This window comes from Arthrobacter sp. 8AJ (assembly GCF_902506025.1).
In the GTDB taxonomy this organism is placed as follows: domain Bacteria; phylum Actinomycetota; class Actinomycetes; order Actinomycetales; family Micrococcaceae; genus Arthrobacter.
In genome coordinates, this window is sequence record NZ_LR733289.1 from 346,192 (window position 1) to 367,604 (window position 21,413).

Annotated in this window: 22 protein-coding genes and 1 rRNA gene; 6 read left to right on the top strand and 17 right to left on the bottom strand. The window is 66.1% G+C overall.

The genetic code is table 11. The features are described 5' to 3' along the window. Window positions 1-68 precede the first annotated feature (68 nt). Both BACI349Y_RS01630 and BACI349Y_RS01635 read left to right on the top strand, forming a co-directional pair. Window positions 69-749 (top strand): GntR family transcriptional regulator, encoded by a 681-nt coding sequence (locus BACI349Y_RS01630; RefSeq protein ID WP_159629862.1) that lies wholly within the window; start codon window positions 69-71, stop codon window positions 747-749. 128 nt (window positions 750-877) lie between these two features. After that, window positions 878-1,159 carry a hypothetical protein gene (locus BACI349Y_RS01635; RefSeq protein WP_159629864.1) on the top strand — a complete coding sequence of 94 codons (282 nt, stop codon included), beginning with the start codon at window positions 878-880 and terminating at the stop codon, window positions 1,157-1,159. Between the two features lie 95 nt (window positions 1,160-1,254). Here BACI349Y_RS01635 and BACI349Y_RS01640 read toward each other — a convergent pair whose 3' ends face one another. From BACI349Y_RS01640 to BACI349Y_RS01675, 8 genes are all read right to left on the bottom strand, one after another. Next, window positions 1,255-3,189: a BCCT family transporter gene (locus BACI349Y_RS01640; RefSeq protein WP_159629866.1), complete on the bottom strand. Its 1,935-nt coding sequence runs from the start codon at window positions 3,187-3,189 to the stop codon at window positions 1,255-1,257. 316 nt (window positions 3,190-3,505) lie between these two features. Continuing rightward, window positions 3,506-4,315, bottom strand: a complete 810-nt coding sequence (locus tag BACI349Y_RS01645) for an IclR family transcriptional regulator (protein WP_159629868.1) — start codon at window positions 4,313-4,315, stop codon at window positions 3,506-3,508. Window positions 4,316-4,396: 81 nt separating this feature from the next. Then, complete coding sequence (uraH, locus tag BACI349Y_RS01650) at window positions 4,397-4,735, bottom strand: hydroxyisourate hydrolase (RefSeq protein WP_159629870.1); 339 nt, start codon at window positions 4,733-4,735, stop codon at window positions 4,397-4,399. Then, window positions 4,732-5,229, bottom strand: coding sequence for a 2-oxo-4-hydroxy-4-carboxy-5-ureidoimidazoline decarboxylase (gene uraD / locus BACI349Y_RS01655; RefSeq protein WP_159629872.1), 498 nt, complete (start codon window positions 5,227-5,229; stop codon window positions 4,732-4,734). Before uraD ends, uraH begins: the two co-directional genes overlap by 4 nt. 167 nt (window positions 5,230-5,396) lie before the next feature. Continuing rightward, window positions 5,397-5,822 (bottom strand): ATP-binding protein, encoded by a 426-nt coding sequence (locus BACI349Y_RS01660; RefSeq protein WP_159629873.1) that lies wholly within the window; start codon window positions 5,820-5,822, stop codon window positions 5,397-5,399. Next, complete coding sequence (locus tag BACI349Y_RS01665) at window positions 5,815-6,147, bottom strand: STAS domain-containing protein (protein WP_159629875.1); 333 nt, start codon at window positions 6,145-6,147, stop codon at window positions 5,815-5,817. Before BACI349Y_RS01665 ends, BACI349Y_RS01660 begins: the two co-directional genes overlap by 8 nt. Next, the gene (locus BACI349Y_RS01670) at window positions 6,147-8,105 is read right to left on the bottom strand and encodes a glycosyltransferase family 2 protein (RefSeq protein WP_159629877.1); all 1,959 of its coding nucleotides are present in this window, start codon (window positions 8,103-8,105) and stop codon (window positions 6,147-6,149) included. The genes BACI349Y_RS01665 and BACI349Y_RS01670 overlap by 1 nt, the downstream gene beginning before the upstream one ends. Continuing rightward, on the bottom strand, window positions 8,102-9,214 hold the full coding sequence (locus tag BACI349Y_RS01675; RefSeq protein ID WP_159629879.1) for a PP2C family protein-serine/threonine phosphatase: 1,113 nt from the start codon (window positions 9,212-9,214) through the stop codon (window positions 8,102-8,104). Before BACI349Y_RS01675 ends, BACI349Y_RS01670 begins: the two co-directional genes overlap by 4 nt. 247 nt (window positions 9,215-9,461) lie before the next feature. Between BACI349Y_RS01675 and BACI349Y_RS01680 the strand changes: the two genes are divergently transcribed. Continuing rightward, the gene (locus BACI349Y_RS01680; RefSeq protein WP_224023239.1) at window positions 9,462-9,743 is read left to right on the top strand and encodes a hypothetical protein; all 282 of its coding nucleotides are present in this window, start codon (window positions 9,462-9,464) and stop codon (window positions 9,741-9,743) included. Window positions 9,744-9,916: 173 nt separating this feature from the next. On the opposite strand, the gene BACI349Y_RS01685 is transcribed toward BACI349Y_RS01680, so the two are convergent. Together BACI349Y_RS01685 and BACI349Y_RS01690 are read right to left on the bottom strand one after the other, a co-directional pair. Beyond that, entirely contained in the window at window positions 9,917-10,489 is a 573-nt protein-coding gene (locus tag BACI349Y_RS01685; RefSeq protein ID WP_159629883.1) for a GNAT family N-acetyltransferase, read from the bottom strand. Window positions 10,490-10,498: 9 nt separating this feature from the next. Beyond that, the gene (locus BACI349Y_RS01690; protein ID WP_159629885.1) at window positions 10,499-10,891 is read right to left on the bottom strand and encodes a hypothetical protein; all 393 of its coding nucleotides are present in this window, start codon (window positions 10,889-10,891) and stop codon (window positions 10,499-10,501) included. A 95-nt stretch (window positions 10,892-10,986) separates the two neighbouring features. On the opposite strand from BACI349Y_RS01690, the gene BACI349Y_RS01695 reads away from it, so the two are divergent. After that, on the top strand, window positions 10,987-12,375 hold the full coding sequence (locus BACI349Y_RS01695) for an MFS transporter (protein WP_159629887.1): 1,389 nt from the start codon (window positions 10,987-10,989) through the stop codon (window positions 12,373-12,375). A 64-nt stretch (window positions 12,376-12,439) separates the two neighbouring features. On the opposite strand, the gene bcp is transcribed toward BACI349Y_RS01695, so the two are convergent. The 7 genes from bcp to BACI349Y_RS01730 all read right to left on the bottom strand — a co-directional run bounded on the left by bcp (window position 12,440) and on the right by BACI349Y_RS01730 (window position 19,860). Then, complete coding sequence (gene bcp, locus BACI349Y_RS01700; protein ID WP_159629889.1) at window positions 12,440-12,919, bottom strand: thioredoxin-dependent thiol peroxidase; 480 nt, start codon at window positions 12,917-12,919, stop codon at window positions 12,440-12,442. Window positions 12,920-13,000: 81 nt separating this feature from the next. After that, window positions 13,001-13,681 (bottom strand): winged helix-turn-helix domain-containing protein, encoded by a 681-nt coding sequence (locus tag BACI349Y_RS01705; RefSeq protein WP_159629891.1) that lies wholly within the window; start codon window positions 13,679-13,681, stop codon window positions 13,001-13,003. Between the two features lie 9 nt (window positions 13,682-13,690). Next, on the bottom strand, window positions 13,691-15,034 hold the full coding sequence (gene allB, locus BACI349Y_RS01710; protein WP_159629893.1) for an allantoinase AllB: 1,344 nt from the start codon (window positions 15,032-15,034) through the stop codon (window positions 13,691-13,693). Continuing rightward, complete coding sequence (locus tag BACI349Y_RS01715; RefSeq protein ID WP_159629895.1) at window positions 15,027-16,223, bottom strand: glycerate kinase; 1,197 nt, start codon at window positions 16,221-16,223, stop codon at window positions 15,027-15,029. The genes allB and BACI349Y_RS01715 overlap by 8 nt, the downstream gene beginning before the upstream one ends. 2 nt (window positions 16,224-16,225) lie before the next feature. Next, the gene (gene gcl, locus BACI349Y_RS01720; RefSeq protein ID WP_159629897.1) at window positions 16,226-18,016 is read right to left on the bottom strand and encodes a glyoxylate carboligase; all 1,791 of its coding nucleotides are present in this window, start codon (window positions 18,014-18,016) and stop codon (window positions 16,226-16,228) included. 131 nt (window positions 18,017-18,147) lie between these two features. Next, window positions 18,148-19,026: a 2-hydroxy-3-oxopropionate reductase gene (locus BACI349Y_RS01725; RefSeq protein WP_159629899.1), complete on the bottom strand. Its 879-nt coding sequence runs from the start codon at window positions 19,024-19,026 to the stop codon at window positions 18,148-18,150. A 33-nt stretch (window positions 19,027-19,059) separates the two neighbouring features. Next, window positions 19,060-19,860: a hydroxypyruvate isomerase family protein gene (locus tag BACI349Y_RS01730; RefSeq protein ID WP_159629901.1), complete on the bottom strand. Its 801-nt coding sequence runs from the start codon at window positions 19,858-19,860 to the stop codon at window positions 19,060-19,062. A 709-nt stretch (window positions 19,861-20,569) separates the two neighbouring features. On the opposite strand from BACI349Y_RS01730, the gene rrf reads away from it, so the two are divergent. Next, window positions 20,570-20,686: ribosomal RNA gene (gene rrf, locus BACI349Y_RS01735) — 5S ribosomal RNA — on the top strand. 354 nt (window positions 20,687-21,040) lie between these two features. Then, window positions 21,041-21,325 (top strand): HU family DNA-binding protein, encoded by a 285-nt coding sequence (locus BACI349Y_RS01740; RefSeq protein WP_011693739.1) that lies wholly within the window; start codon window positions 21,041-21,043, stop codon window positions 21,323-21,325. Window positions 21,326-21,413: the final 88 nt, after the last annotated feature.

The window sequence follows — 21,413 nt, forward strand, 5'->3', positions numbered from 1 at the left end:
GTGCCAGCGTATACTGGTCCACAGGCGAGGTCAATAGTTTTTTTCTGGTTGGGAAGAAGGGGCTCAGCATGGCATTCGAAGCTTTAGCGGTGGCGGACGCCATGGGGAAGAAGTCCCTTGCTGACGTCGCCTACGAGAGCATCCGCGACTGGTTGCTGACCCTTGAAATCAAGCCCGGAGAGCTGCTGAACGACGAGCTCCTGGCCAAGAATCTGGGTGTGGGCCGGACTCCGGTACGCGAAGCCCTGAAGCGGCTGGAGCTGGACCGGCTGGTGAAGACCTACCCGCGGCGTGGCACTTTCGCTACCCGGGTGGACGTGACCGACCTTTCCTTTATTTCGGAGATCCGCGCCCAGCTCGAGCCCCTCGCGGCCGCCCGTGCCGCACGGGTGGCTTCCCCCGCCGTCCGGGACGAGCTGCGTGCCACCCTCGAAAAGGTTGAGGCGTTCGATGTGTCCTCGGCGAGCGTGACCGAGACGCTGCAGCTGGATGCCCAGGTGCACCAGGGCATCTACGCCGCCGCCGCCAACCCGCACCTGGAAGACATCCTGATCCGCTACGACAACCTGGCAACGCGCATCTGGTGCATGGTCATTGACCGGCTGCCGGACCTGTCCCACCATGTTCGTGAACACCTCGATCTGCTCCGCGCCGTCATCGACGGTGATGAGGAGCGGGCTGCGGAGCTTGCCCGCGTCCACGTAAGTGGATTCGAGAGCGCGGTCCGGGAGGCGCTTTTCAAGGCCTAGCGCCTTTCGCCCCGGGCATCTGTTGACACGGAGTGTGACCTGGGCCATACACTGGATCCGGATTGATATATCAATCAAATATCAGTGATGGATTCGAGCGGCGACGGCGCCGGCGATCGGAGTGACCAGTGAATTCCCAGGCAACCCTTGAAGCCCCACGTGATGCCACCGACCCTGACCTCGAACAGGATGGCCAGGGCGGCGGCACGTCGAAAACGGCTCTCGGCCTCCGGGCCGACTGGGCCCGCCTGCCCGGCCGCAGCGTCGAGGTGTGGCTGCGGGGGGAGTACGTGGCCAGCGGGGTGGTGGACCAGGCTGCGGAGGACGGCTCGGTGCTCTGGATCGCCGCCGAGGGCATCAGCACCCGGCGCATTTTCGACAAGTCCTCCGGCTACCAAATCTGGGTTTAGCCCTCCCTGGCGCCCAGGGAGCTGCCGCTTCCAATGCAGGCTATAACCATGAGCACCGGCGCGTCCCGCGCCGGGGCTTCATGTGTTCCACACTGCTACCGTATGGCTGCCTTTTCCGGCTCCGGCTCTTCCACGTCCGGACCCGTGCCCGTGCAGTTTGCGCCTTGGGCGCATCCTTCGGCGCATTCATGCTTTGTCACCAGCTCAAACTGGACACCGCGGTGCTGCTCAACGCCGGTACGGATGGCCCGTTCCACGACAGAGTCCGCCAGTCGGCGGCGCAGGGAGAGGGGGTCCCTGCGCAGGTCCTTGGTGATGGCGAAACAGAGCAACAGCATGACGACCACGAACGGCAGGGCCGCGACGATGGTGATCCGTTGCAGGCCTGACAACGCTTCGGAGGGCTGGTCGCCGCCGGCCAGAAGCATGACGGCGGCCACGGCGCCGGTGAGGGCGCCCCAGAAAATGACCAGTGCACGCTTGGGGTCGGAGCTGCCGTTGGAGCTCAGCGACGCCATGATCAGGGAAGCGGAGTCGGCGCCGGTGATGAAGAAGATTGCCACCAGGACCATGGCCAGGACGATCACGGCCGCAATCATCCACGGGGGCAGGGGGAGGTTCTTCACAAGGTTGAACAGGGCGCCGTCAAAATCGATGGTTGCTTTGCCGTCGGTGACGGTCATCAGGCCAGGCGTGCCGGCTTTGTCCGCTTCCTGCTGGATATGGAAGGCAGTGCCGCCGAAGATGCCGAACCAGATGACGCTGACAATGCTGGGGACCAGCAGTACGCCGGTGACGAACTGGCGGATGGTGCGGCCCCGGCTGATCCGGGCGATGAACATGCCCACGAAGGGCGTCCAGGAAATCCACCAGGCCCAGTAGAAGATGGTCCAGCCGGACATCCAGGTCCGGAGCGCCTCGTCGCCTACGGCCTCAGTGCGGGAGGACATTTCGGCCAGATCGCGCAAGTAGTCGCCGACCGCCGAGGGGATGAGGTTGAGGATGAAAAGAGTGGGGCCCGCCACGAACACGATGAGGGCGAGGACCACCGCAAGGACCATGTTGACGTTGGACAGCCACTGTATGCCGCGGCTGATGCCGGACACGGCGGACGCGATGAAGCAGGCTGTCAGGATCGCCACGATGCCCACGAGCACGGGTGTTCCGATCTCGCCTGTCCAGCCGTTGGACGTGAAGCCGCTGCCGATCTGCAGGGCGCCCAGGCCCAGTGACGCGGCGGTGCCGAAGAGGGTGGCGAAGATGGCCAGGATGTTGATGACCTTGCCCACCGGCCCCTCTACGGTCCTGATGCCGAACAGCGAGGTGAAGGCAGCGGAGATCAGTTGCCTGCGGCCCAGCCGGTAGGTGCCGTAGGCCATGGCGATGCCCACCACCGCGTACATGGCCCAAGGGTGCAGGGTCCAGTGGAAGATCGAGGTGGCCATGGCCGTCTGGATGGCTGCGGGGGTCCGGCCGTCAACGGTTCCGGGCGGGGGAGAGACGAAGTGGTACAGCGGCTCCGCCACCCCATAGAACATCAGGCCGATGCCCATTCCGGCAGCGAACATCATGGCGATCCATGACACCGTGCGGAACTCGGGTTTCTCACCGTCCTTGCCGAGTGGAATGTTGCCGAACTTGCCCAGGGCCAACCACAGGACGAAGACGACGAACAGGGACGCGAGGACCATGAAGAGCCAGCCGGTGTATTCCATGACCCAGTCGAGGGCGTCCTTCGAAGTGGTGGCCAGGCCGTCCTTGTCGAGGAACCCCCACGCCACGAACGCCAGCGCGATGGCGCCGGTGATGCCGAACGTCGCCTTGTCCAGGGTCAGCTTCCGGTTGCGGCGCTGGGAGACGGCCTGCTCCCTGTTGCTCTGCCTCAGTTCCTCCAGGATCTGCTCGTGTTCGTTGACGGCGGGAAGGGTCGTTGTCTCTTCCTCTTGATAGGTGTCCAGCGGCTCGGGGGGAACGTCCCCTGAAGGCGGCGCTTTGGGTTTGGCGGAGCTCAGGTCACTGTTAATGGCCATGAAAGCGGGTCCTTTGGCTAGTCCATGGGCTTGCGTTTAGTGCTGGCTGGGGGCAGCGCAATCCGCGGAGGGGTTGCCGCCTGGCCGTTCGCCAGCGATGTCAGGGCCCTAAGCCCCATGGGGGAGGTGTTCCGCAAAGATCAACAGAGTTCGCGCTAAGCAACAAGAGTGCTGTACGTCACTTTCAAAGTCAAGGGCGCCGTGCAGCGAAAGGGCATCCTGCAGGCGGCCGGAAACGGGCAAACTGCCCTTAAGAGGGCAATGACCCCGGGTTCCAACGAACCCGGGGTCATTGCCGTGTTGACTCTGGCGGCTGTCAGTGCCGCGTGTAACCCATGTTGGCGCTGACTTTGAGTCCCGCGTCCTTGAGGGTGTCCAGCAGGCCCGGGATCTTCTCCGGGTCGAACCGGAATGCCGGCCCGGAAATGCTGAGGGCACCGATGACGACGCCTTGGTGATTGTAGACGGGCACTGCCACGGCATTCAGGCCGATCTCGAACTCCTCCCGCACCACCGCGTACCCTTTGGCCACTACCTCGAGCAGCTGTGCGTCCAGCTCCTTGCGGGAGGTGATGGTGCGGGCGGTGCGGGCAGTCAGGCCCGTCTCCTTCAGGATCCGGTCCCGGTCGTCCGCCTCCAGTGCCGCCAGGAGGACCTTGCCGCTGGAGGTGGCGTGCAGCGGGGTCAGGCTTCCCACCCAGTCGTAAGTGGCCAGGGTGGAGGGGCCCATGGCCTGGTCCACGTTCACGGCGTAGTTGGAGCGCAGGACGGCCAGGTTGACGGTTTCCTTGAACTCTTCCGCCAGGCTCTCCAGGACGGGCCTTGCCTCGCGCACCAGGCTCAGGCGGCCGGGAATGGAGCTGGCCAGGCGAAGGATCCCGAAACCGAGCTGGTACTTGCCCCGTTCACTGTTTTGATGGACCATCTCACGGGTGACCAGGGAGCCCATTAGCCGGGACACGGTGGACTTGTGGATCCCCATTTCCTCGGCTATCTCGCTCACGCCCGCATGTCCCTCCCGTGCCAGGATCTCCAGGACGGTCAGGGCCCGCTCCACGGACTGCACGCCGCCGGACTGTCCGCCTTCCGCATCGGTATCGGATTCAGTTTCCTTATTCGAAGCCATACTTCCTGATCCTATGCCGGTTAGTGTGACGGCCGTGACATTGCGGCAGGCCGGCCGGGCTGCGGAAGCCCCGGGGACCCGCTAGCTGCCGCGGTAGGTGGAGTACGCGAACGGGCTCAGGAGCAGGGGCACGTGGTAGTGCTCGGGGCCGGTGACCTCGAAGACCAGGTCCACTTCCGGGAAGAACGTCCGCGTCTGCAAACCCGCGTAGTAGGCGCCCGTGGCGAAGTTCAGTTTGTAGTGGCCGGGATCCAGCTGCTCCGGCCCCAGGTTTTTGGCCCGGCCGTCGGCGTCGGTGCTGGAGACGGCCAGCTCACGCCAGGTGCCGGCGTCGTTCTTCGAAAGGACGACGGCGACACCTGCCGCCGGGCGCCCGGCGCCGGTATCGAGGATGTGGGTGGTCACATGGGAGACGCTCATTCGCTGATCACTCCTTCGAGCCGCAGTACGGCGATTTCGCGCAGCTGCTGGGCCACGATCCTGTCTTCTTCTTCGGCGGAGTTGGTGAGCCGCTGGTCCAGCGCCGCCAGGATGTCCTGCGCGCTGCGTCCGGCTGCCCGGATCAGGAAGACGCGGCCGAACTTGTCCTCGTACTCCCGGTTCCCGCGCGCCAGGGCGTCCGCGACGGCAGTGTCCGCCGGGTCCACGCCGGCCTGCTCGGAACGCGACATGGACGCCTCGGTGCCGGCCGCCGTCGGGCGTTCCCCGATCCTGGGGTGGTGGGCCATGGCGGCTTCCACCTCGGCCGGTGTGAATGGGCTGGCAGCCTTGGCGGCAAACGCCAGGAGCCCGTCGCGGTCTGCGTAGGGACGGGCTCCGGCCACCGCCTCCACCCAGCGGCTGACGTCGATGCAGGGCCGGAGGATGGCTTGGGCGGCGGCGGGATCCGCCCTGTTGAATTCGGCAAGCTTCATGCTGGTCGCAATCCTTGGGGTCATGCTGGCATCCATGGTGACGGCTATGCGGATGCCGGACAACCCGGCGCCTGCGCACTGCAAGGCTTCCGCATCATGGAACTGTTATTTCAGCATACGTAATATTCAAGAGCAGGTGCGGTGCACTGTCAAGCCGTTCGGGAACCCTAGTCCTGTGATGACGTGCGCGACAGGACCCAGGTGTTGGTGCCGTCCTGGCGTTCGAAGGTCACCGTGGTCACCAGCGCCTCGATCAGGGCCAGCCCGCGCCCCGACTCTGCGTCCTCGCCGGGGACGGCCGGCTCCATGGGGCCGAACGGCGGCTTCGCGTGGTAGGCGCTGACCCGTGCCTGCAGCATGGCCGGCTGCACGGTGGTCTCCACACCCAGTTCCACGTCCCGGTCCCCGGCGGGCTGGGCGTGCTGGACGATGTTGGACGCGGACTCGATGACCGCGGTGGTGAACGTCATCTGGTCCATGTCGTTGACGAACGGAACGTCGAGCCACAGGCTGTCGAGGTCGTTGTGGACTGCCTCGATGGCGTCCTCGGCGGCGGGTCCCCGGAAGCTGCGCGAAGCCAGGACCTCAGTCATTGCTGAACGCCTCCTCGGCCGTGGAGTAGGCGGTGAGGACCTTGTCCATGCTGGTCAGCTTCAGCACCATGTTCACCTGCGGCTGCACGGCAGCGATCCGCAGGTCCCCGCCGGCCTGGCGGGCGGCCTTCAGGCAGCCGATCAGCGCGCCGAGGCCCGAGGAGTCCATGAACGCGGTGTTTTCCAGGTTGACCACGATCCGGTTGGACCCGCCCGCGATCACGTCCGTCACGAACTCGCGCAGCTTGGGCGCGGAGACCATGTTCAGCCGCCCGTCCGCCTTGACCTCCGCGTACGAGTCTTTGACCTCATAACTGAACTCCATCAGGATTCCTCTCTGTTTGCAGGTTCTGCGGCCGGCTCGTACCCCTTGTAGAGGACGGCGCGGACCAGGATGCTCATGACCACCAGGTCAAAGACCACCCAGACGACGTTAACCAGGGTGCCCAGCGGTTCCGCCAGCCCGGTGGCCAGGCGGACAATTCCGACGACGGCGGCCAGGGCGAGCAGGACGGACACCACGATCTGGGGCCGGATGAGGCTCCAGCTGGGTCCGCCGCTTTGGCGGGCCTTGGGGGTGACCGCAAACCCCAGGGGACGGCCGAACCAGACGTTGCGGGCCGCCGTCGTGCACGCCTTGATCCAGGTGGGGAACAGGGCAAGGCTGTACTGCTGACCGCGCCAGGTGGGGATGCCGCGGCCGGCCACGGCGAACAGCAGCTGGTTGACCACCATGAACGGGATGAACCGGATGAAGAAGTCCCAGCTGAGGCTGCTGACCGGCAGGATGCCCAGCAGCAGGTAGATGATGGGGGCCGCGAAATAGATGACGGCGGCGAACCCGCTGAGGTACGTCCACATGGTGGCGAAGTACATCAGGCGCTGGCCGATTTTGAGGCCCTTCTGCACCAGGGGGTTCTCCCGCAGCAACACCTGGATGGTGCCCTGGGCCCAGCGGAGGCGCTGCGTCAGCATGGTGGCGATGTCCTCGGGCGCCAGGCCGTACGCCAGGATCTCGTGGTGGTAGACGCTCTCCCAGCCCATGGCGTGCATGCGCATGGCGGTGGCCATGTCCTCGGTGACGGAAATGGTGGCCAGGGGCATGACGGGCTGGGCTTCGTTGCTGCGTTCCACGGTCAGCGCATCCAGCACGGCCTGGACGGATTCCAGGGCGCCCAGGGGCGACCAGTCACGGGCGGACATGCGCTGGACTGCGTCGTCCGCAACCACCGGGACGCCGGACTCGCCCACGTGGGCCAGTTTCATGGCGGCGATTTCCTCAAGGTCCGCCTGCAGGGCTGCGACGTCGGCCTGGACCAGGGTCTGCACTGCGGCGTCCACGCGGCGGCGGACCCGGTAGGTGACCTCGCTGAGGGGCCGGCCGGCGTCCACTTCCTCCTGGGCTTCGCGGGTGGCAGCCTCCACCTCGTCCAGGACCTCCGTCACCAGGGGTGACTCCACGTCCGCCGACTTCCGGGCCTGCTTGATGGCTGCCCGGGAGGCGGCCAAAGCGCGGCGGATGCTCTTTTCGGTCTCCTTGACGTAGCCCACCAGGCCCAGCTGCATCAGGGCCTCGCGGCGCAGGATGGCGTTGGAGCCGCAGAAGAAGGCGGCGTTCCAGCCGTCCTTGCCCTGCTGGATGGGGCCGTAGAACAGCGGTGCCTGGCTGCCCAGCGGGTCGCTGTCAGGAACGTTGCTGAAGTACTGGGGTGTCTGGACCAGGGCCACCCGGCGGTTGTTGAAGTAGCCCAGGGTCTTTTCCAGGATGTCCGGCTCGGGGATCTGGTCCGCGTCCAGGATCAGCAGGAACTCGCCGTGGGTGACCATGAGGGCGTTGTTGAGGTTGCCCGCCTTGGCATGCCGGGGGAGGTCTTTGGTCCAGTCTTCGCTCCGGGTGACGTAGCCCAGGCCGTGCTGTTCGCACAGCGCCTTGAGTTCCGGCCGTGCGCCGTCGTCCAGGATCCAGGTGCTGTGCGGGTGCCGGATTTTCTGGGCCGCCAGCGCCGTGGTGAGGACCATGTCCAGGTCCTCGTTGTAGGTGGTGATGAAGACGTCCACGGTGGCATCGTGCGGTGGCTGCGGCGCCCCCTTGCGGATCTTCAGCTTCCACACCGTCATGCCGAAGAGCATGACGTCGATGAGGCTGTAAGTTTCAGCCACCACCAGGGGGAGGGCGATCCACCAGGCATCCCAGTTGAGGGATGCCGCCCAGCGCCAGGCGATGTAGTTCAGGCCGGTCAGGACGGTGAGCACCACCACCACGCGGGTCCAGAAGCGGGTCACGCGGCCACCTCCCGGGGGAGCCGGCGGACCACGACCACCGTGACGTCGTCCTCGGCGGTCTCTGCGGGGGCGAGGGCCAGGATGGAGTTGGTCGCTTCCTGCGCCGAAGCAGCCGCCTGCGTGGCCTCCTGCACGGCGTCGGTGAAGTCCTCCACTGATTCAAAGACGTCCAGGACGCCATCGCTGACCACCACCAGGGAATCCCCCGGGGCCAGTTCCAGTTCTGCCTGGGGCCACTGGGTCCCGGGCCAGGCACCCACTGGCGGTCCTGCGGAGGGGAGGCGGTCCGCCGGGCCTGCGGGCTGGACGTGCAGCGCAAGGCCGTGGCCGGCGTCGACGTAGCTGACGTTGCCGGACGCTGCGTCCAGCCGGGCGTGGAACAGGGTGACGAAGGAGTTGGAGGAGTCCAGGTCCGCAGCGATCGCCTTGCTGGCTGAGGCGAACCCAGCGTCGAGATCCTGGCGCAGGCCGGTGGAGCGCATGACGGCGCGGACGGTGGCTGCGATCAGTGCCGCGCCCATGCCTTTGCCCATGGCGTCGGCGAACGTCAGGTGGAGCCCGCCCGGGGTCTGGTACCAGTCATAGAAGTCGCCGCCCACATTGCGGGAGGGCCGGAAGAGGCCCGCCACATCGTAGCCGTCCACCCGGATGTCCTCCTTTGGGAGGAGGCTTTGCTGCACCTCGGTGGCGCGTTCCAGCTCGCCGCGGGCTGCGGATTCAGCGGCGGCGGAGGGCCGGCGGCGGAACAGCGCGTTGATCCGGGACTGCAGCTCGCGGGGGCTGAACGGCTTGCTGATGTATTCGTCGGCGCCGTTGTCCAGGCCGGTCAGCTTGTCCAGTTCGTCTGCCCGCGCGGTGAGCATCACGATGAAGGCGTCCGAGAACTCCCTTAACAGCTTGCAGACCTCGAGTCCGTCGAGGTCCGGCAGGTTGAGGTCCAGCGTCACCAGGTCGGGCTTGCGGCGGCGGACCTCCTCCACGCCCGGCAGGCCGGCTCCCGCCTGGGTGACGTCGAAGCCCTGCTTGACCAGGACACGGACCAGCAGTCCGCGGATGTCCGGGTCATCTTCGATGACAACCGCACGGCGGGATTCGGAGGGAGAGACCATAGCTCTACTTCTACAGTATTAAGGCGCACAGGGCATGTCTTAGGCTTCACAGTTTCCCGTGACGTGGCTGACAGGTCCCGATGCATTAATTCCGCACCCAGCAGATCTTGCGGAAATCTTGGCACCTGCTTGCCGGGACGTTGAGGAACGCCGGTCACACTCGAAGAACGGCAACAGCTTTCCAGACAACAGGGTACGACGACGATCCGCGCGGGGGCTGTTCGGCTTGCGGAAGGCGGGGAAGCCAATGGAATACGTCAAAAAGAGCGGGATGGACAAAGCCAGGGCGCTGCTGCGCGTCCTCTTCCACTCCCGGAAAGTGCGGGCCGCCGCCCGGGAACTTGAGCATGCGCTCGCCGAATCGCGGGAAGTATCCAGTTGGCCGGGGGACCGGCTGCAGGTGGGGGAGGACATGTCCCGCCAGGTGGAAAGGCTCACGCACCGGCTCAAGCTGGAGACCGAGGCACACCACAGGCTTGAGGCCCTTTTAAAGACTGCGGGCGGAGGGCATTCCGTCGCGGCCCTGTAGGTGCCACACTTAGCAGCAATCGATTGGCTGGGGGATAGTCAGGAGATTGCTGTGAGTTTGTTGCTGGGCTGGTCGTACCTGATGGCAGGACTCATGACCATGGACGCGCTGCTGCTTGCGTTGTGGGCCATGGAGGTCGACTGGGGGAAGTACTGGCGCCGGAAGTAGCGCCGTCATGCCAGCTCCAGGCGCATCAGCACCCGGGGAAAGCCGTTGAGCACCGAGGTTGTGTCTGCCGCCTTGGTGAAGCCGGCATCCTCGAACAGCCTGCGGGTTCCCACATAAGCCATGGTGAGGTCCACCTTGTGGCCGCCGTTGTCCACCGGATAGCCCTCCACCACGGGAGCCCCATAAGCGCGCGCCAGAGCCACTGCGCCGGCCAGCAGGTGGTGCGAGATTCCCTTGCCCCGCTGGCCGGGACGGACGCGCAAGCACCAGACAGACCAGGCGTCCCTGTCATCCACATGCGGGATTCTGCGGTTCCGGGCGAAACTGGTGTCCGCGCGCGGGTGCACCGCTGCCCACCCGACCGGTTCGCCGCCGTCGTACGCCACCACGCCTGGCGGTGGATCCTGCGCCACCAGCTGCCTGACCAGCTCCCCGCGCTCTTCGCCCCGCAATGACACGTTCTGCTTCGAGGGAATCCGGTAGCTCAGGCACCAGCAGACGGTGGCGTCGGGCCGTTTGGGCCCCACGAGTATTTTGACGTCCTCGAAGCTGGTTGCCGGGCGCACCTCAATGGCCATGGTGCGATCCTAGTCGCCGGGAATCCGGCCGATGCTCCAGGCGGCGACCCTGCGCACGTCAACCCGGGTGGCCTGCAGCGGAACCCTGGTTCCCCCTGAGAGCAGCACCGGCGCCAGGAAGTGGAGGTACCGTGGCTGGGCTTCCGTGCCGGCCTCGCCCGCTGGGGAACCATAGGCGTCGAGAACTCCGGCGATGGCCCAGCTGCCGATCCGGACCTGGTCATTTTGCCGCTGCGTCCAGGCGTGCTCCGATACAGCCGATCCGGAGATCACGGCACCATCAACCACCACGGTGAGCTCCACTGTTGCGTCGTCGCCTGCCTGAAAGATCGAGGCCAGCAGCAGCGCCAGGCGGGGATCCGCTCCGGCTGCAGGTGTTTCCTTGTCCGTTTCGCTGTCCATGACCATCCCTTCCCCATCCCGCGGAACTGATTGTCTCCCCATCAGCCCAGTTTCCACCCTGTTGGCTCCTGGTGCCCCTCACTACACTGGGACGCATGACCCAGCAGGAACCGGGCAGTGCTGCCGCGGATCCGGATACCGTTGCCGCCTCCCTACGAACGCCGGCTGAGCGCTCCCGCACCTTCGCCGGAATCCTGGTCAACACGGCACTGGCCAACATCACCACCAGCTACCTGTGGTTCGCCCTGACGTTCTGGCTGTACCTGGAGACGCGCAACGTCATAGCCACCGGGGTGGTGGGCGGCGCGTACATGCTGCTGATTGCCCTGTCCAGTATCAGCTTCGGTACGTTCGTGGACCGCTGCCGGAAGCTGGCCGTGATGCGGTTCGCCGCCGCCTTCACCCTGGTGATGTTCCTACTGTCCGGGGTGATGTTCCTGCTCACGCCTGCCCCGTCCCTGCTGGACCTGGGTCAGCCGTGGTTCTGGATTTTCACCCTGATCATCCTGGTGGGCGCCGTGGTGGAGAACATGCGGAACATCGCCCTGTCCACCACGGTGACCATCCTCATCGAGCCGGAGCGGCGGGCGAATGCCAACGGGTTGGTGGGGATGGTGCAGGGCCTGATGTTCATCGTCACTTCCCTGCTGTCCGGGCTGTCCATCGGGTTGCTGGGCATGGGCTGGACCATCGCCGTCGCGCTGGTGCTTACGGCGCTGGCTGCGGCACACCTGCTGACCCTCCGGATGCCCGAGGAGATGCGTGCGGCGGCATCGGACGCCCACGGCGGATTCGACCTCCGGGGCTCGTTCACGGCAGTGCTGGCCATATCGGGGCTCTTCGCGCTGATCCTGTTTTCAACGTTCAACAACTTCATCGGCGGCGTCTACATGGCATTGATGGACCCGTACGGGCTGGAAATGTTCTCGGTGGAGATTTGGGGTGCGGTCTTCGCGGTTGGATCCACGGGATTCATCCTTGGCGGTGCCCTGATCGGCAAGTTCGGGCTCGGCGCCAACCCCTTGCGCACCCTCCTGGTCGCCGTGGCGGCCATGGGCGTACTCGGCGCGGTCTTTACGCTGCGGGAGTGGGCGTGGCTCTACATCCTGGGGATCTGGCTGTACCTGGTGCTGGTCCCGTTCGTGGAGGCGGCAGAACAAACCGTCATCCAGCGGGTGGTGCCGCTGGAACGGCAGGGGCGTGTCTTCGGGTTCGCCATGGCGTTTGAGTCCGCCGCGGCCCCCGTCACGGCGTTCCTCGTCGCGCCCATCGCCCAGTTTTGGATCATCCCGTATGCGCGGTCCGCGGAGGGCGCCGCGCTCCTGGCGCCGTTGCTGGGTGAGGGCACCTCCCGCGGCATCGCCCTGGTGTTCCTGGTGGCCGGAATCATCATGATCGCGGCCGCACTGCTGGCCTTCCTTGCCCCGGTCTACCGGCGGGTTTCCGCGTCGTATGCGCAGGTGGCGGCAGAAACTGCGCATTAAACACCGGACGCCCCGGCACCAGGTGCCGGGGCGTCCGTGGAAATGCTGCAGGAAGTGATGGGCGCTAGAGTCCCAGGGCTTCCTTGAGGCGGCCGACGTGGCCGTCGGCCTGTACCTGGTACTGGGCCAGGGTGACGTTTCCTTCAGGGTCCACCACAACCGTGGAGCGGACGATGCCTTCGTGGATTTCGCCCTGGACCAGCTTTTCGCCCCAGGCGCCGTAGGCCAGGGCAACCGCGTGGTCGGGGTCGGAGAGGAGGGGGAAGGTGAGGGAGAAGTCGCCGCTGAAGCCGGCCAGGGCTTCCTGCGCGTCGGGGGAGATGCCCACTACCTCGTAGCCCTTGCCCTGCAGGGAGGCCAGGCTGTCGCGGAAGTCGCAGGCCTCGGTGGTGCAGCCGGGGGTCGCGGCCTTCGGGTAGAAGTAGACAATGACGTTCTTGCCACGGTAATCGGCCAGAGAGGTCTCGCGGCCCTGGGCGTCCCGGAGGGTGAAATCAGGAGCCGGGGTGCCGGGCTGAAGCTTGGTGGTCAGGGTGGGGCTCATGGCGTTCCTTTGTAAGACTCGGTCAGTGATGGCCAAACATCAAGTGAAGCGGGTCACCGCTTACTGATACAAACCAGCGCGTCATATGCAGTATTCCGCCGGACCCCGAACGGCTGCGTGCGGGCCCGGCATAAACTGGTAGCCGCCGCCGCGGACAGTGGCCACGGCATGGCGGGCATTGCCCAGTTTCTTGCGGATCCTGCCCACGTAGACGTCGATGGAACGTGCGGTGGCTCCGGGAAAATCCAACGATTCCAGGAACTCCTGCAGCTCTTCGCGGCCTACCGTGCGGGACAGGTGCGTCACCAGGTAGCGCAGCACCTTGTATTCGACGCCGGTCAGCGCCACCGGCCTGCCGTCCAGTAGGACGGAGTCGGCGGCGAGGTCCACGGCGACCCTGCTGACGGGGCCGGCCGACGGCGGCAGGCGGGTGCCGCCGTCGGCCGCGGTTGCGCCGGGGTTCTCCGCCATGGAAGGAACGCGAGAGGAGTCGGCTGCGGCTCCTTCCGCATTGGCGGAGACCCCGGACGTGGGGGCTCCGGCGGCAGGCCAATGGACTTCCGCCTCCGGAGCAGTTTCGAGGGCCCTGGCAAGGACCATTTGGGCGGCGTGGCGCAGGATATCCGGGCTGGTCCCTTCGGCCGGGACCACCCAGACGGCCAGCCCGTGGGCGGTGGCGCGCCTGGGCGGAACCCGGTGCGGAACGCCGTGCGGAACCGGATGCGGGACCGCCGTCCGCGGATGGTGGGCTTCCACTGCCATGGCGGGCCCTTATACGCCGCCGCGGCGGATCAGCTTGCCCGTGGGGGTCTGGCCGTCCACCACGGCGCCGCGCAGGAAGGTCTTGCGGACCACGCCGGCGAGGGTCTTGCCGTCATAAGGCGTGATGGGGTTCTTGTGCTTGAGCTTGGACACGTCCACCACGAACGCCTCATCAGGGGCAAACACGGCGAAGTCGGCGTCGTAGCCCAAAGCCAGCTGGCCCTTGTTGGTGAGCCGGGCCAGGCTGGCAGGCTTCTCCGCCATCCAGGACACCACCTGTTCCAGCGGGATGCCGCGGTGCCGGGCCTCGCTCCAGATCAGGGACAGTCCCAGCTGCAGGGATGAGACGCCGCCCCAGGCCACGGCGAAGTCGCCGTTCTCCAGGTCTTTGAGGTCCAGGGTGGACGGGGAGTGGTCCGAGACGATGCAGTCGATGGTGCCGTCCTGCAGGCCCTGCCACAGCAGTTCCCGGTTGGAGGCTTCCCGGATGGGCGGGCAGCACTTGTAGGCGGTGGCACCGTCCGGGATTTCCTCCGCCATCAGCGTCAGGTAGTGCGGGCACGTCTCCACGGTGAGCTTGACGCCGTCGCGCTTGGCGCTGGCAATCATGGGCAGGGCGTCCGACGACGACAGGTGCAGGATGTGCGCACGCGCACCGGTCCAGCGGGCTCGTTCGATGACCTCGGCGATGGCCTTGTTCTCGGCACCGCGGGGGCGGGAGGCGAGGAAGGTCTCGTAGTGGTCGCCGCCGGGGTGGGGTGCGCGGTCGATGGCGTGCGAGTCCTCGGCGTGGACGATCATGAGCGAGTCGAAGGACTTCAGCTCGGCCATGTCCTCTTCCATCTCATCCGCGTCCAGGTGCGGGAACTCGTCCACGCCGGAGTGCAGGAGGAAGCACTTGAAGCCGAACACGCCTTCGTCGTGCAGGGGACGGAGGTCTGCCTTGTTGCCGGGGATCGCGCCGCCCCAGAAGCCGACGTCGATGAAGGCCTGGTCCTCGGCCACCTCGCGCTTGAGCTTGAGGTTCTCCACCGTGGTGGTGGGCGGGACGGAGTTCAGCGGCATGTCGATGATGGTGGTGACGCCGCCGGCCGCAGCTGCGCGGGTGGCGGAAGCGAAGCCCTCCCACTCGGTGCGGCCGGGCTCGTTGACGTGGACGTGGGTGTCCACCAGGCCCGGGAGCAGGGTTTCGTCGTCGGCCAGTTCGACGATCTCGGTGCCGGCCAGGCCGTTGCCCAGCGGCTCGATGGCGACGATCTTGCCGCCGCGGACGCCCACTTCGCGCGGGGCGATGCCGGCGGTGGTGAGGATGCGCTGGCCCCGGATGACCAGGTCAAAACGTTCTTCAGACACGGAGGTCCTCCTTGGTACTTGCAGCGCCGGCAGGCCGTCCGGCCGCCAGCCGCTTGCTGATCTGGGTGCCCAGCTGCTCCAGAAGCTCGCCGGCCTCTGATATGCACCTGTTTACATCGGTTTCGAGCTCGGTCAAAGCGTAAACGCCTTCGAATCCTGCAGCGGCGGCCTGGCTGTGCTCCAGGGTGGTCCGCCCGCACACCGCGATGACGGGAATGCCCTGCGCTGCTGCGGCCCTGGCAACACCCATGGGGGTCTTGCCGAGCAGGCTTTGTTCGTCCAGGCTGCCTTCGCCGGTAATCACCAGGTCGGCGCCGGCCAGCCTTTCGGCCAGTTCGGTGAATTCGAGGACGACGTCGATTCCCGGCCGCCGCGTTGCGGCCAGGGCTGCGATGGCGGCGTAGCCCACGCCGCCGGCCGCCCCGGCCCCGGGAGCCTCGGCGGCCTTGACGGCGCGGAATCCGATTTCCCTGGCCAGGACTTCGACAAACCTGGCCAGGGCGGCGTCGAGCATGCCGACGTCTTGTGGTGTGGCACCCTTTTGCGGGCCGAAAACCGCCGCGGCGCCCTGGGCGCCGAGCAGGGGGTTGTCGACGTCGGATGCCAGCACGAAGCGGGTGTCCACCAGGCGGGGCTCAAAGTGGGTGAAGTCGATGCTGTGCAGGTTGGCCAGCGCAGCACCGCCCGGGGGAAGTTCGTTGTTGCGGCTGTCCAGGAACCTGGCACCGAGGCCCTGCAGGAGCCCCGCACCGCCGTCGGTATTCGCGCTGCCCCCAACGCCCAGCACGATGCGGCGGCAACCCGCGTCCAGCGCGGCACGGATGAGCTGCCCCGTGCCCAGGCTGGTGGCCGTGGTGGCATGCGCCGGGCTGGGGCGGCCGCCGTCCTTTACCCGGGGGACCAGCGCCAGCCCGGAGGCTGTGGCCATTTCGATGACGGCTTCGTGGCCCCGGACGGCGAACTCGGCTTCCACCGGCTGCCCGGTGGGTCCGGCCACCGTAGCCGTGCGCCGGGTGAAGCCGGAGCCGACGGCGGCGTCGAGGGTGCCCTCGCCGCCGTCGGCCACCGGAATCTGGACGATGTCAAGGTTGCCGCCAGTCCCGCGTTGCAGGCCCCTTTCCAGGAAGCTGCACACCTCCGGGGCGGACAGGGATCCCTTGAACTTGTCCGGGGCGATCACGATGCGCATGGTTAAGCCTGCAGTGCCAGGATGGCGGTGGGAGCGTCGGCGGCGGATTCCGCCAGTTCCTCGAACTCGTTCACGGCGTTGATTTCCACGCCCATGGAGATGTTGGTGACCTTCTCCAGGATCACCTCCACCACCACGGGAACCCGGAACTCACCCATCAGGGCCTTGGCCTTGTCGAACGCGGCAGCGAGGTCGCTGGGGTCCTCCACGCGGACGGCCTTGCAGCCCAGGCCCTCGGCCACCTTCAGGTGGTCCACGCCGTAGCCGCGGGTGTCCTCGGACAGGTGGGAGCTGTTGATGTTCTCGAACGCCAGGGACACGTTCTGTTCCATGTTGAAGCCGCGCTGCGACTGCCGGATCAGGCCCAGGTAGGAATTGTTCACCACCACGTGGATGTACGGCAGGTTGAACTGCGCGCCCACGGCCAGTTCCTCGATCATGAACTGGAAGTCGTAGTCGCCGGAGAGGGCCACCACGGTCTGGTCCGGGTTGGAGCGGGCGACGCCGAGGGCAGCCGGGGCGGTCCAGCCCAGGGGGCCTGCCTGGCCGGCGTTGATCCACTTGCGCGGGCCGAAGACGTGCAGCATCTGCGCGCCGGCGATCTGGGACAGGCCGATGGTGGAAACGTAGGTGGTGTCGCGGCCGAAGGACTTGTTCATCTCCTCGTACACGCGCTGCGGCTTGATGGGGATGTTCTCGAAGTGCGTCTTGCGGTGCAGGGAGGCCTTCCGGTCCAGGCACTCGGCAACCCAGGCGCTGTAGTCCGGCAGGGACCCGGCCGCAGCCCGCTCCTTGGCGAGCTCAACCAGCCCTGCCAGCGCCGCGCCGGCGTCGGACGCGATGCCCAGGTCCGGCGAGAACACGCGGCCGATCTGCGTGGGCTCGATGTCGATGTGCACGAACTTCCGGCCTGCCGTGTAGGTTTCCAGGCCGCCGGTGTGGCGGTTGGCCCAGCGGTTGCCGATGCCGATCACGAAGTCGCTCCGCAGGTAGTTCTCGTTGCCGTAGCGGTGGCTGGTCTGCAGGCCCACCATGCCGGCCATGAGCTGGTGGTCATCCGGGATGGTGCCCCAGCCCATCAGGGTGGGGATGATCGGAACGTTCAGGGTTTCGGCCAGCTCCACCAGCTCCGCGGAGGCGCCGGCGTTGATGATGCCGCCGCCGGCCACGATCAGCGGGTGCTTGGCGGCGAGCAGCATGTCCAGGGCCTTTTCCAGCTGCTTGCGGGAGGCCTTGGGCTTCTCAACGGGGAGTGGCTCGTAGGTGTCGATGTCGAATTCGATTTCTGCCATCTGCACGTCGATGGGCAGGTCCAGCAGCACCGGGCCGGGGCGGCCGGAGCGCATCAGCTGGAAGGCCTTCTGGAAGGCGCCGGGAACCTGGCCCGGTTCCAGGATGGTCATGGCCATCTTGGTGACGGGCTTGGCAATGGACTCGATGTCCACGGCCTGGAAGTCCTCCTTGTGCAGCTTGGCCACGGGGGCCTGGCCGGTGATGCAGAGCATGGGGATGGAGTCTGCCCAGGCGGCGTACAGGCCGGTGATCATGTCGGTGCCGGCGGGGCCGGAGGTGCCGATGCAGATGCCGATGTTGCCGTCCTTGGCGCGGCTGAAGCCATCGGCCATGTGGCTGGCACCTTCAACGTGGCGGGCCAGGGTGTGGCGGATGCCGCCGTGGGCGCGCATTGCGGAGTAGAAGGGGTTGATGGCGGCGCCTGGCAGGCCGAACGCCTCGATGGCGCCTTCCTTTTCCAGGATGGCCACCGCTGCATCAACGGTACGCATCTTGCTCATGGGGTGCTCCTTGAAAGCTTGAAAGTCTGTTTTTGGGTGTGCTGGAGGGACCGCCGTCGCTTCGTGTACGACGGCGGGTTCCCTGCTGAGGTGCTTGTTCCGCGCTTTTGTCCCGGCTGCGCCGGGAGTGGCTACTTCCTGCCGCTGAGCTGCAGGACCTGCTTGAAGAGTCCGGAGTGGTCCAGTGCGCCGTCACCCTGGTTGACGGTGGCGGCGACGAGCTGGGCGGCGACTGCGCCGAGGGGGATGGCGACGTTCGCTTCGCGGGCGGCCGCGGTGACGATGCCCAGGTCCTTGTGGTGCAGGGCGAGCCGGAAGCCGGGGTCGAAGTTGCGGTCCAGCATCTTCTGGCCCTTCTGGTCCAGGACCTTGGAGCCGGCCAGGCCGCCGCCGAGGACCTTGAGGGCGGCGTCGGTGTCCACGCCGTAAGCCTCAAGGAAGGCGATGGCCTCGCCGAGGACTTCAATGTTGACGGCCACGATCAGCTGGTTGGCCGCTTTGACGGTCTGGCCGGAGCCGGAGGGGCCGACGTGGACGATGGTTTTGCCGACCGCGTTCAGGACGTCCTGGGCGTCGTCGAAGTCTGCCTTGTCGCCGCCCACCATGATGGACAGGACGGCGTCGATGGCGCCCTGTTCGCCGCCGGAGACAGGGGCGTCGAGGGGGCGGATGCCTGCTTCGCGGGCTTCGTCGGACAGGCGCTTGGCCACGTCCGGGCGGATGCTGGAGGCGTCGATCCACAGCGCGCCCTGCTTCGCGTTGGCGAAGACGCCGTCCTTGCCGCTGACCACGCCCTCAACGTCGGGGGAGTCCGGCACCATGGTGATGACGACGTCGGCGTCCTTGACGGCGTCCGCGATGCTCGAGGCGCCCTTGCCGCCCTCGGAGACCAGCTTGTCGATCTTGTCCTGGCTGCGGTTGAATCCGGTGACAGTGTGGCCGGCCTTGACCAGGTTGATGGCCATGGGCAAGCCCATGATTCCGAGTCCGATGACTGCAACGTTGCTCATGATGGTTCTCTTTCTGGAAAGTCTGTGTGGGTACTAGTTGCTGGCGTGCTCGCGGATGGCCCAGCTGAAGGCCGTTTCCTGCGGTTCCTTGTACTCGAGGCCGATGTAGCCCTCGTAACCGAGTTCGCGGCTGCGGGCGATCCATTCGCCGAGCGGAAGGGTGCCGGTGCCGGGGGCGCCGCGGCCGGGGTTGTCGGCGATCTGGATGTGGCCGAAGTCCCTGGCATGGTTTTCGATGACTGCCTGGACGTCGTCGCCGTTGACTGCCAAGTGGTAGAAGTCGGCGAGGAGCTTGATGTTCCCGACGCCGGCTTCCTCCTTGACGCGGGCGATGACCTTGAGTGCGTCGTCGGCGGTGAGGAGCGGGTACTTGGGTGCACCGCTGACGGGTTCGAGGAGGACGGTGCCGCCGATGCGGGCGACGCCATCGGCTGCTGCCGCCAGGTTCTTGACGGCGAGTTCATCCTGCTCTTCGGGCGTGAAGTCGTCCTGCCGGTTGCCGTAGAGGGCGTTAAAGGCCTTGCAGCCCAGGCGCCCGCCGATACCTGCCACGACGTCGATGTTGTCCTTGAACTCGGAGCAGCGTCCCTTCCAGGACACCAGGCCGCGGTCACCACCGGGCATGTTGCCGGCGTTGAAGTTCAGCCCCGTGAGCTGCACCCCGGCGTCCGTGATGGCGTTCTCGAACCTGGTGATCTCGCTGTCCGCCGGGACCGAGGTTTCGAAGGGCCACCAGAACTCAACGGCGTCGAAGCCTGCTGCTTTGGCCGCGGCGGGGCGCTCGAGCAGGGGAAGCTCCGTGAGGAGGATGGAGCAGTTCACTGTGTACGTCATCGTAGGTCCTTCCGAGGAGGGGCTTTGATCTATCTTCCCTTGCTGCCGGCATCTTCACCGTTTCCGCTTTGTGGAATTTAGATTCTGCTTTATGAAAAGTGTAGGGAAGGTGGGGTGGGGTAGTCAAGGGGAGGCGCGGGCAGGAGACTGGTAGCAGGTACGCCCGCTCAACATGAATGGACTGGAGCGATCATGACCGCTGCCCGCCTCCGGCTTCTGGCCTGGCTGATTGCCGTGATGGCCTTTCTTGCCGGCTGCACGCCCGGGGTGGGGTCTGGGCAGGCCGTGTCTGGATCCGCGGCCCCTTCACCCGGGGCGACCGCGACGGTCCCCGCCACCGCGGCCGGTTCGGCAAGCTCTGCGCCGGATGCGGCCGACGTCGCCCTCGCTCCGCCGCAGGCGCCAATCCCGGCGGCCACTCCGGCTCCCGCCCATACACATTATTGTGTGAGAGGCCCCCAGCCAGACCACTGGGTTGATAGGCCGGATGTGGAAGCGAGGACTAACGACTCGTGAAGCTGACCGGTACTAATAGGCCAATAACTTACACCACACAGAAACATACACATTCTGCTTGCGTCCACTATGTGGTTCCCAACCAACAACCCTGCAACACGGGCGGTACTGGTAGGAACCAACACAACTACATACAACACCACATGTTGTAACCACAGATTTCCCACCCCCCAAGGGGTTCGGGTACAAGGGTTACGGCGGTCATAGCGTGGGGGAAACGCCCGGTCCCATTCCGAACCCGGAAGCTAAGACCCACAGCGCCGATGGTACTGCACCCGGGAGGGTGTGGGAGAGTAGGTCACCGCCGGAACAACTATTAATGGTCGAGGCCCCAACCACACACGGTTGGGGCCTCCCACATTTAACAAACAAAACACCGCACGCCGCGGGCCTTCTGGCCATGCATCCTGGCGGGCGGTGGCTGGGACGTGCCGGCCGCCGTCGTACGTACCTGTCAGCCAAGCGTGGCCCGCGGTGCTGCGGCATGCCCGTGATGGGTTGAGGAGGGTGAAAAGGCCCGAAGAATCGGTGATTAACCTCAAAAAATGGCGGAAACACGCGGAATTTGCCGCCCGGAACCGCCCAAGCTGGTAAGTTTTCGAACAGTGGCCTGCGCGCATGCCGTGTGCAGGCTCCAGAATCAGAACCGTCCAGGAGGACATCAATGGCTAAGAACCGTAGTGAACTTGTTGCAGAGGTAGCTGGCAAGGCCGGCACCAGCCAGGCTGCCGTCAACTCCGTCCTCGACGCACTGTTCGAGGTTTTCGAGACTTCTGTCGCCGCCGGCGAGAAGATCACCATCCCGGGCTGGCTCGCCGTCGAGCGTACCGACCGTGCAGCCCGCACCGGCCGCAACCCGCAGACCGGCGAAACAATCCAGATTGCAGCAGGCCACAGCGTCAAGCTGACCGCCGGCTCCAAGCTGAAGGCTGCAGTCTCCAAGAAGTAGAGCTTATTCCCGGCCGGCATGCAGCCGGCTGGAACAGGAGCGGCAACCCCACGGGTTGCCGCTCCTTGGCGTTTAACCCGGATTCGCC

Bases quoted from the DNA above. Each gene is read 5' to 3' on its own strand.
- BACI349Y_RS01630 (WP_159629862.1), top strand. From the start codon at position 69: ATGGCATTCGAAGCTTTAGCGGTGGCGGACGCCATGGGGAAGAAGTCC.
- BACI349Y_RS01640 (WP_159629866.1), bottom strand. From the start codon at position 3,189: ATGGCCATTAACAGTGACCTGAGCTCCGCCAAACCCAAAGCGCCGCCT.
- BACI349Y_RS01645 (WP_159629868.1), bottom strand. From the start codon at position 4,315: ATGGCTTCGAATAAGGAAACTGAATCCGATACCGATGCGGAAGGCGGA.
- uraH (WP_159629870.1), bottom strand. From the start codon at position 4,735: ATGAGCGTCTCCCATGTGACCACCCACATCCTCGATACCGGCGCCGGG.
- uraD (WP_159629872.1), bottom strand. From the start codon at position 5,229: ATGAAGCTTGCCGAATTCAACAGGGCGGATCCCGCCGCCGCCCAAGCC.
- BACI349Y_RS01660 (WP_159629873.1), bottom strand. From the start codon at position 5,822: ATGACTGAGGTCCTGGCTTCGCGCAGCTTCCGGGGACCCGCCGCCGAG.
- BACI349Y_RS01665 (WP_159629875.1), bottom strand. From the start codon at position 6,147: ATGGAGTTCAGTTATGAGGTCAAAGACTCGTACGCGGAGGTCAAGGCG.
- BACI349Y_RS01675 (WP_159629879.1), bottom strand. From the start codon at position 9,214: ATGGTCTCTCCCTCCGAATCCCGCCGTGCGGTTGTCATCGAAGATGAC.
- BACI349Y_RS01680 (WP_224023239.1), top strand. From the start codon at position 9,462: ATGGAATACGTCAAAAAGAGCGGGATGGACAAAGCCAGGGCGCTGCTG.
- BACI349Y_RS01685 (WP_159629883.1), bottom strand. From the start codon at position 10,489: ATGGCCATTGAGGTGCGCCCGGCAACCAGCTTCGAGGACGTCAAAATA.
- BACI349Y_RS01690 (WP_159629885.1), bottom strand. From the start codon at position 10,891: ATGGACAGCGAAACGGACAAGGAAACACCTGCAGCCGGAGCGGATCCC.
- BACI349Y_RS01695 (WP_159629887.1), top strand. From the start codon at position 10,987: ATGACCCAGCAGGAACCGGGCAGTGCTGCCGCGGATCCGGATACCGTT.
- bcp (WP_159629889.1), bottom strand. From the start codon at position 12,919: ATGAGCCCCACCCTGACCACCAAGCTTCAGCCCGGCACCCCGGCTCCT.
- BACI349Y_RS01705 (WP_159629891.1), bottom strand. From the start codon at position 13,681: ATGGCAGTGGAAGCCCACCATCCGCGGACGGCGGTCCCGCATCCGGTT.
- BACI349Y_RS01715 (WP_159629895.1), bottom strand. From the start codon at position 16,223: ATGCGCATCGTGATCGCCCCGGACAAGTTCAAGGGATCCCTGTCCGCC.
- gcl (WP_159629897.1), bottom strand. From the start codon at position 18,016: ATGAGCAAGATGCGTACCGTTGATGCAGCGGTGGCCATCCTGGAAAAG.
- BACI349Y_RS01725 (WP_159629899.1), bottom strand. From the start codon at position 19,026: ATGAGCAACGTTGCAGTCATCGGACTCGGAATCATGGGCTTGCCCATG.
- BACI349Y_RS01730 (WP_159629901.1), bottom strand. From the start codon at position 19,860: ATGACGTACACAGTGAACTGCTCCATCCTCCTCACGGAGCTTCCCCTG.
- BACI349Y_RS01740 (WP_011693739.1), top strand. From the start codon at position 21,041: ATGGCTAAGAACCGTAGTGAACTTGTTGCAGAGGTAGCTGGCAAGGCC.